The sequence below is a fragment of the Bradyrhizobium sp. 179 genome (assembly GCF_023073535.1).
Lineage (GTDB): Bacteria > Pseudomonadota > Alphaproteobacteria > Rhizobiales > Xanthobacteraceae > Bradyrhizobium.
Window position 1 is genome coordinate 1 of record NZ_JADPJR010000035.1, and the last position, 8,354, is coordinate 8,354.

General features: G+C 56.5%; 8 protein-coding genes. 3 read left to right on the forward strand and 5 right to left on the reverse strand.

The window, feature by feature from the left end:
- Positions 1-331 precede the first annotated feature (331 nt).
- Together IVB12_RS08625 and IVB12_RS08630 are read right to left on the reverse strand one after the other, a co-directional pair.
- Positions 332-862, reverse strand: a complete 531-nt coding sequence (locus IVB12_RS08625; protein ID WP_247297693.1) for a hypothetical protein — start codon at positions 860-862, stop codon at positions 332-334.
- Positions 863-876: 14 nt separating this feature from the next.
- Entirely contained in the window at positions 877-1,326 is a 450-nt protein-coding gene (locus tag IVB12_RS08630) for a hypothetical protein (RefSeq protein ID WP_247297694.1), read from the reverse strand.
- A 1,110-nt stretch (positions 1,327-2,436) separates the two neighbouring features.
- On the opposite strand from IVB12_RS08630, the gene IVB12_RS08635 reads away from it, so the two are divergent.
- Positions 2,437-4,197 (forward strand): adenylate/guanylate cyclase domain-containing protein, encoded by a 1,761-nt coding sequence (locus IVB12_RS08635; RefSeq protein WP_247297695.1) that lies wholly within the window; start codon positions 2,437-2,439, stop codon positions 4,195-4,197.
- Between the two features lie 23 nt (positions 4,198-4,220).
- Here IVB12_RS08635 and IVB12_RS08640 read toward each other — a convergent pair whose 3' ends face one another.
- Positions 4,221-4,424, reverse strand: a complete 204-nt coding sequence (locus IVB12_RS08640) for a hypothetical protein (RefSeq protein WP_247297700.1) — start codon at positions 4,422-4,424, stop codon at positions 4,221-4,223.
- Between the two features lie 176 nt (positions 4,425-4,600).
- Between IVB12_RS08640 and IVB12_RS08645 the strand changes: the two genes are divergently transcribed.
- Entirely contained in the window at positions 4,601-5,005 is a 405-nt protein-coding gene (locus IVB12_RS08645) for a hypothetical protein (RefSeq protein WP_247297696.1), read from the forward strand.
- A gap of 555 nt (positions 5,006-5,560) precedes the next feature.
- On the opposite strand, the gene IVB12_RS08650 is transcribed toward IVB12_RS08645, so the two are convergent.
- Positions 5,561-6,253, reverse strand: a complete 693-nt coding sequence (locus IVB12_RS08650; RefSeq protein ID WP_247297697.1) for a Clp protease N-terminal domain-containing protein — start codon at positions 6,251-6,253, stop codon at positions 5,561-5,563.
- A gap of 391 nt (positions 6,254-6,644) precedes the next feature.
- Between IVB12_RS08650 and IVB12_RS08655 the strand changes: the two genes are divergently transcribed.
- Positions 6,645-7,091, forward strand: a complete 447-nt coding sequence (locus tag IVB12_RS08655; RefSeq protein WP_247297698.1) for a GNAT family N-acetyltransferase — start codon at positions 6,645-6,647, stop codon at positions 7,089-7,091.
- A 1,079-nt stretch (positions 7,092-8,170) separates the two neighbouring features.
- On the opposite strand, the gene IVB12_RS08660 is transcribed toward IVB12_RS08655, so the two are convergent.
- The coding region (locus IVB12_RS08660) for a transposase (protein WP_247297699.1) at positions 8,171-8,354 on the reverse strand (184 nt) is incomplete at its 5' end.

Below are 8,354 nucleotides of genomic sequence, written 5' to 3' on the forward strand. Positions count from 1 at the left end.
CGACTTTGGAATCGAAAACCTCATCGAGCTGATCAGGTTCTATAAAGACAACCCTGGACTGCTCAGGCGGTAACCCTGCGGCCTACGCCGAATGGATACGATTTGCCGTACGCTCCGGAGTTGTACGGGAGCCACGATTAACGCTGTCTTGGAGGTGTTTGTCGGATATCTGAGCTGTTGTGACTGTCCGCTAGGCAAAGCGGCTTGCCGTTCCGAACGGAGCGCGGACCAGCCGACGCCGGACGCCGGAAGATGCGCGTTACCCAACCAACATAACGTCGCAACGGCGGTGGACCGAATTCTATTGCCACTTGAAGCAACAAGGCCTCGACTACGTGCGTGAATAGCCCTGCACGGCGCATGCCGAACGAACAACTGCACTGTGAATGAAGCCCATATTTAGATCGATCACTGCCTGGTAGGAATTGTGAGGCACAACTTCGAAGATGGTTCGGGTGTTGCTATCGATATATGTTCCGCTGTTGCCAGAATGTCGACATGTGACGACGACGTCTTTCACGTCGACGGTGCTATAGTTTCGAATAACGAAAGACGCCTTCATGATCGTACCGAAGCCCTCTTTCTCCCAGGTGACACTGTCAATCTTGAGCTTGCCCAAGACGTCACTGTATGTTGGAGGCGATGCAGCAGCTGTCGCTTGGGTCGGCTGGCCGGTAGTCGCTTGAGCCGAGTCCTTAGGACCTTGGAATAGCGCGAAGCTGAGAACAAACGCGAAAGCAACAACACCATAGAATGCAATTTGCTTACCTCGACTGCGTTGCTGCTGAAACACGCACATGACGAGTCCGACCGCAATCCCGATCAGGCTTCCTAGCGTCAAAAATCCAATCAGAGCGTTCATGAGCTAGCTCTCGTTCAACCACGTCTGCCGAATGAAGGGCTGCTCTTCGGGGACTTTATGTATTCCGGCTCGCGAGCGCTTGCGTGCTGCTGACATTTGAACTGCGCGATGAGCTCGTCTGCTTTGCTAAAGCTGTTGTCGCTAGCGGACGTGAACGAGGCAAAGGAGGATGCGCTTCCGATCGTCTGCTCCGTCACGACCTTGGTCCCTCTCGTAAAGAGCACCAGAATTCCAAGGATGACATCACCGACCATCCACAGCGTCAGCAGTGAGGCAACTCCGATAGCGGAGCCGATCGCTCGTCCGGCCCGTTCTGCATTCGAATGGACCTCAATCGTCGAAGCAGCGTGAAATCCGCCAATGATCCAGATCAGCATGAGAACGTTGAAAGCGATGAATGCCCACTTGATGAACGTCCCGAACGTCCCGCGCTGATATTTTTCGGTCCTAACAATCGAAGCCACGATGTCCTCCCATCAATCTCACCGTGCACTCCAAAGTAGAGCGCACGCGTTTCGATCGCGTGAATTGATATGGCTAAGCGATGAATAACTAATCGTTTAGAACTTTAAATGGACAGAGTTTTCATTTGTCCCATCGCGAGGGCCTCGCGGAATTCTTTTCGCCGCCCAATGCTGGAGCGGAGCTATTCAAGGCAGCGCTCGCTCTAGGCCGCCTGCTTTGTAAACCAGGTAGCCAAACATCCGAACTACAAAGCACAGAAGCCAAAACCATTTTGGGCCTAATCAGCGACTACGCGGGCCTGAAGCGTATCGACGTGCTCGGCTCAGCAGCTTCTCTTGCGAAGCACCAACCGGACACACCCGATGAACCGAAGACGGGACTTCTTTTATGACGACCGAATATCTAGAGCCGCACCATTGAGGATTGAGGCCGAACCTAGTCGATTCACAGCGCTAGGTGAATAGTCGGGCATTCTTGAACCGATTGGAGTCGATCTAGCCTTTTGAGCCGCGGGCACAGGTGGCTTCCAGCTATAACGTGGGGCGCAGCGTTATGTTGCCGGAAACTTCATTGTTAGGGGCAAGTCCCTCGGGCCAGGGCACCGGGCGCCCGGTGTCGCGCAAAGACGGACCGGAGGTACCAACGTAGCAGGACCGCGGGAAAAGCTCGCTATAAGCCCCGCCCGGGCGGTGGGAAATGGCTTTAAACCCGGCCGGCTCGGGCCCAAGAGCGGTTCCCCCGCGGCTCATTTGGGCCTTTACTGCGCGCTACTCGCGAAGAGACGACGATTAAGCGGTTAAGCGTGACCAACATGCGCGAGCGACGTAGAACTCGGCACTTCGGCAGTCGCTCCGCAACCTGAGGAAGTGATGACCATTAACGGCGTGCTATGGTGATTGCGGAGACGCAGTCGGAATACATTGGCAGGAGATCAAATCCCGTAGCTTAAACTCTTTTGCGTCGTAGCTGCGCTGCTACCGCGTTGAGCAAGAGCGTCTCTTTTCTGACTCAGGTCTAATCCTTCGTTTACAATGGGGCGTGCCCTCGTGCTAAACTGATTGAATATTATCGGGGCCTCTAGCCGATGTTTCTTGCATGAGGAGTTATCCTTGGCAGCGAAAGCAGATCGGAAGCTCGCGGCAATATTAGCCGCGGACGTCGCTGGTTACAGTCGCCTGATCGCCGAAGATGAATCCGGGACGATCGAAGCGCTAACCCATAATCGTGCGATATTCAGTGCGGTTATCCAGGACCACAACGGCCGAATAGCAAACACAGCAGGTGACAGTGTCGTCGCCGATTTCCACACTGCGACGGATGCAGTTAGATGCGCAGTCTCAGCCCAAGCAAAACTAGCGGCTCAGAATGAGCGGGTTCCCAAAGACCGACAGGTTCGCTTTCGAATGGGTGTCCATCTAGGAGATGTCGTTCGGCACGGAGACGATATCCTAGGCGATGGAGTCAATATCGCTGCGCGTCTGGAATCGATCGCGCTACCTGGCACGGTCGTTATATCAGGCTCATTGTATGATGTCGTCGAGGGGAAGGTGCCATTTCAATTTGTCGATCTTGGTCAAAAGCAACTCAAAAATCTTGAGCGTCCCGTTCGTGCGTACCAAGTGTTGACGGAGGAGGGTCTCAAACAGCCTCCTCGACTTTGGTGTTTCAGTACTGACGGTGGACGTCCGTCCATCGCCGTTCTCCCCTTTGAGAACTTGACCGGCGAGGCCGAGCAGGGCTATTTCGCGGATGGCTTAGTGGAAGACATCATCACAGCCCTTTCGCACAACCCAATGTTGGTGGTGATCGCTCGTCATTCGAGCTTCGCCTACAAAGGGCGATCTCCCAATATACAGCAAGTAGGTCGCGAGCTCGGCGTCCGCTACGCACTGGAAGGCAGTGTACGCAAGTGGGGCGAAAAGCTGAGGATCACTGGCCAGCTCAATGACACTGAAACGGGCGCTCACGTCTGGGCTGATCGCTTCGACGGACTTGCGTCGGACATGTTTGATCTTCAAGACGCGATAACTGAGCGCGTGGTTGGTGCGCTTGACGGCGAAGTACGTGTCTCGGAAATAAAGCGACAAAGGCGGAGACCAACCAACGACCTCACGGCGTATGACAGTCTAATTCGTGGGCTCGGCTGCTTTTATGAGCACACCCCGCAAGGCACCGCGCAAGCACTTGCTCACTTCAAACACGCGATTGAACTAGACCCGTCCTGCGCGGTCGCTTGGGGGTATAGTGGCGCGACACTGCTTCTTCGGCGCACACTAGGCTGCATTCAAAACATCGCTGAGAATGCGCGGGAATGTATTGAATGTTGCGAGCAAGCCATTTTGCGCGGCTCTGACGATGCTGAAGCCTTAAGTCTCGCGGCACTCGTGCAGGTCTGTCTCGGACACGAACTAGTGAGAAGCACCGAGTTGGCCGAAAGGTCGATCACCCTAAATCCGAATTCTCCTTTCAGTTGGTATGCCATCGGACTGGCTAAGCTTGCTGCGGGGAATGCAGCCGAAGCCGTTGCGGCGATCGGTCGTGGCATTCGGTTAAACCCGCGCGACCCGGCCGGATACGCCTATGTCGGATCGTATGCATTGGCGCTCTTTGTGCTGAAGAACTATTCGGAAGCGGTGAAACATGCTGAACGAGCGTTGGCCGTTCGTCCAACTTGGGCACCAGCTCTGCGGATTAAGGCTGCGTCATTAGCAAAGTTGGATATGACTGAAGCCGCCCGGATGGCCTTGCTTCAGGCTCGAAAGATTGATCCACACGGATCGAGCTCGCTTATGGCGCGAATGATCCAGCTGCCGTCAAGTGATCTTGAGGCTTACATCGGCGCACTCAAACTCGCCGGTCTGGAAGAGTAGTGTGTCCTTGATGCGCGCAGGCCTCATTTAGCACGTGCACGAGTCGCCATATCGAATATGGTCCGCTGAATCTTTCGAGGCATTGCTTCTTCTAACGGAGAACCACGCCGGAGCATCTGACGCTGGCGCGCCACAACGCTGGACAGGTTTTTTCGGATATCCCGCTCGGCTTTCAGCTTGGCAACCTCACGGCGCAGCCGTTCGATCTCCTGCTGCTCCGGCTTCATATGCCCGTGACCGGGGAAGGCCTGCACAGGGTCGGAGCCGCAGAACAGCTATGGCTTCCGCCGAGGGCGATGCCGCACTCCGTGGTTGCACGGACATCGCGGTTAACCCTCCATTAGTCCGCTGCGGCCACAATTTCGCCGGGCAGTCGGGACCACCAAAGGAGCGGTTTACGCGCATGCTCAAGGACGGAACATACGCTGCATGGTTCAACACCCCGCTCGGTAGCGGCACCGGCATTGCCCATGTCGAGAACGGCAAAATATGGGGTCGCGATAGCATCATGTTCTATGTGGGCACGTGCGAGGTCGACGGTGACCGTTTCACGGCACAACTGACGACTAACAGGCACGCGGATGGCCCTACCCTTTTCGGAAGCAACGATGAACTCACCCTGAAGCTGGAAGGAACGTGTCGTGGCAAGATCGCCCACTACACAGCAACGACCAAGCAGTTTCCCGGTGTGCAGCTTCGCGGCACGCTGATCTACAGCGAAGAGCAGCCGGCCGCGCCAAGGACGAGCGAGCCGCTACCGAAGCTCGATCCTGCCAAGTTGCCGAAACTGCCGACGCGCTCGCGCTAGCGCCACGATCTGCCGACGCGCTCGCGCCACCGTTGCCCACTTGCGGACGCGGTCTTGCGGGCGAATGCCGAGCCCGCAATCGCGGAACACGGCGGCCGCATCGTGAAGAACACCGGACTGTATAGCTCGCGGTGCTATCGGGAACGTGGCGAGGTTGGTCGTCATCCGGGGGCGGCTTAAAGTCGGGCGGGTTGTAAGTTAGGCCCAGAACGGCGGCTTGTCGGTGATCTGCGCGTGCGCGCCCGCCGTACATGCGAAAATCATGGTGAGTGCACTTACCGCCTGAGCGGCCAGTCCCAATCGTGCCATGCTCGCCTCCGGCCTATCTGCCCAGACGAAGACAGGTAAATTAACGACGAATCCACGCTGGAGCAATTGGCTTTGGTGGCGTTTCAGGCCGCCGTCCTGAGGTCCGAGTTGGGTCAAAATGCGAAAGACTCAACGTGAGCAAATTAAGTCCGCTATGCCTCGCTGAGCGGCCCTCAACGCGGCGTGCCGCGACTTCGCAAAAGGGCCAACTACGGAAGTCCCCATTGGGCGCTGCGCTGGCAGTGATCATGGCGCAGCGGTGCCACTCCGTTTTATGATACCGCGCTCGACGAAGTTCGCGGCATCCTCAGCAGTCATATTCTGACTATAGAGCCGCCGCACTGCCGGGCTTAGTCGCTCGGCAAAGATAACAACCATCATGTTATCGCCGGTGACCTCCCGTTGGCCCATTTGCTCCGCGTGCGACACAGCACCTTGCAACACGCGCTGAAACGCCGCCGATGGACGGGATTCTCCGGGAGATGCGCCGTTTTCGACCACGATGGATCGCAGCCCATTCTCAATGTAGTCGGTCAGACTTTTCTGGAGCGCCCCAAGATCGACACCGCACGACCGCATCACCTTCGAAGCATTCGCATCATCTATCAGCGCGAGCAGCAGATGTTCTAGCGTCGTGTACTGATGTTTTCGCGCATCAGCGTAGCCGAGGGCACGCTGCAGAGTGAGTTCAAGTTCGCTAGAAAACCGAGGCGCCCGAGGCCTGATCCCGGCGTCAATTGTGGTTGAGGGGGTCGCAACCTTGGTGCGCGGCGCGGTGATCTCTCCGCGAATCGCTGCTGCAAGTGTGTTCCAGTCGGCCACGCCAAACGCCTTAGCTATCAATTCAAGGCTTTGGCTGTTGGTGATCTTCACACTGTGGTCGGCTAGGAAGGCCCGGACTGTCTGTGCCATGGCTTTGGCGTCGCGGTAGTCGCGCATGACCTTTCATCCTTTGCTTTGAACGAAACAGAGGTGCCAGGAGCTTGCGTTGCTGACCCGTTCGTTCGGGCAAAGGGTTATGAAAGACCCATGATACGTTCACCTTCCCCATTGGGGCGCAAGCGGCAGGTCGTATCTACCCGGAGGTACCATGCCTCGGTTGCAAAACGCTGTCAATTGCAATGGCGCGATGGATAATGTCCGAGTTGGGTCAAAGGCTGCCCTTCGGTCCACCGACGGCCCGCTTCCGGTTAAGCCCTTTCTCGGCGCTCGCCGGAAGGTCCGAGACGGGCCATACTCGAACGTCGAGCTACTCTCGATTCGGCTTGTCGCAGAAGTTATCTTGTGCAACTCGCTCGGAATATTCCCTCCCTGCTGGTGAAGACGAAGGATGACCGACGACGGCATTGAGATACGTCGCCTCGCACGGGAGGACGCAGCCCTCTATCGAGAAATTCGACTGGAGGCTCTTCAAGCCAACCCGGAAGCGTTCGGTAGCACCTTCGAGGTTGAAGATGCTCAACCGTTGAGTTTGTTCTCGGATCGACTCGGCAGCTCTACAGTGCTCGGCGCGGGCGAGACAGAGCTCGTCGGCATTGCCGGCTTCGCTGTCCAACAGGGCCAGAAAGAAGCTCACAAAGGCGCTCTTTGGGGAATGTACGTTCGGCCCGCCGCAAGGAATGCCAAAGTCGGTCGACGGTTAGTCGAAGCGGTATGCAATCACGCCCGTCAGCAGGTTGAGCTGGTCCAGCTGAGCGTGGTGGTGGAGAATGAACAGGCGCGGAGTCTTTACACGAGATTAGGCTTCGTGAGTACGGCGTGGAGAAGAACGCTCTGAAGCAAGCGGGCCGCTACCTACGACTTGGTTTTTATGGCAAAAGGTCTCTCGCACTGAATTATTTTGCGACGCAGGCATCGACTGCTCACCAGCAGGCACCATTTCCGCAATGGGTCAAAATCGCCGATCCAGACCGCTGCAATCAGTTTCCGCTCCGTGACCGGCAGCGGAATCCCCAACGAGCATTCCGCTGAGCAGCGATGGGTCAGTTGCGGATACTGGCAAGCTTTCGGTCAGTTCTCTTTAAATTGCATTGTACAACTTCTAATGAACTTGTGAACGGCCGTTGGAAGAGCCCGTGGTAGATTGAGCGAATGGGCACAACGATAAAAACCGTCCTTCATGTGATTTGGGCGATTTGCACGATTACGTTGGGCACCGTGGTTGGCGCGGCGGCCGGCTGGGCATCTCACGGATTAGTCGGGGCTGCTGCGGTTGGTTTCGTCGGGTTTTGTGCCGGAGCGCTGGCGGCTGCATCACCTGAAGCGGTGCTTGAATTCCTGCACCATTAGAGTTCCAAAGCAGACTTCGAGGCCTCGCCTCTATGGCAGCTATCGGCCAACTAGGCGACGTTCGTTCGCTGTCGCAAGGTGCGGCACTGTGGAGGCCACGGATGAAGCACTTCAAATGTCGATCATCTATCGTTTCGCTCATCAGCCTGTTTTGGATTTCAGGATGCGTGGCTGAGGAACTGCGGCTCAGCGGCACAACATCCGGTCATGATCAACGGACAGGAAAGCCGGTCTTGAAGTTAGAAATCTCAGAGGCGTCCAGGGAAACGTTACGTAGATTTGGCGCTGATAATTCGGGACAGAAGGTCGAGTTTCTTGTTCGAGGCCAGGTGACCTCAATCCGGTTCTGAGAGAACCGCCAGAAGGCGGAGTGATCCAGGTCAGCGACAATAGCTGGACAGATGTGGTCCGTCTGGCGCAACAGTTCTCCGAGGCTCCGAAAGGAAAGATTGAAATCCGGAGATCGTCTCCATGAATAGTCCGCTTAGGGCCGATTCTGTTGAAAAAGGCCGACAGTATTTAGTTGTAGTAGCTCCGTCGCGACTTGGCCGAACTGCTCAACCGCCTCTATGCGAGCCTCGGCCTGGGCATCGGGATCAGCTTGGCCATCTTTCGAAGGTTTTGGGCGGTGGCTGCGAGGATGAACTCGTCACGCGCGCCGTTTGGACCTCGTAAACGCAAACGGTCGAGCTTGAGAATGCGCTTGAGGTGCGCGAACAACATCTCGATTTTCTTGCGGAGCCGGCGCGAG

What these genes read in the sequence shown, in the direction of transcription:
- IVB12_RS08625 (WP_247297693.1), bottom strand. Translation starts at nt 862, where the DNA reads ATGAACGCTCTGATTGGATTTTTGACGCTAGGAAGCCTGATCGGGATT.
- IVB12_RS08640 (WP_247297700.1), bottom strand. Translation starts at nt 4,424, where the DNA reads ATGAAGCCGGAGCAGCAGGAGATCGAACGGCTGCGCCGTGAGGTTGCC.
- IVB12_RS08645 (WP_247297696.1), top strand. Translation starts at nt 4,601, where the DNA reads ATGCTCAAGGACGGAACATACGCTGCATGGTTCAACACCCCGCTCGGT.
- IVB12_RS08650 (WP_247297697.1), bottom strand. Translation starts at nt 6,253, where the DNA reads ATGCGCGACTACCGCGACGCCAAAGCCATGGCACAGACAGTCCGGGCC.
- IVB12_RS08655 (WP_247297698.1), top strand. Translation starts at nt 6,645, where the DNA reads ATGACCGACGACGGCATTGAGATACGTCGCCTCGCACGGGAGGACGCA.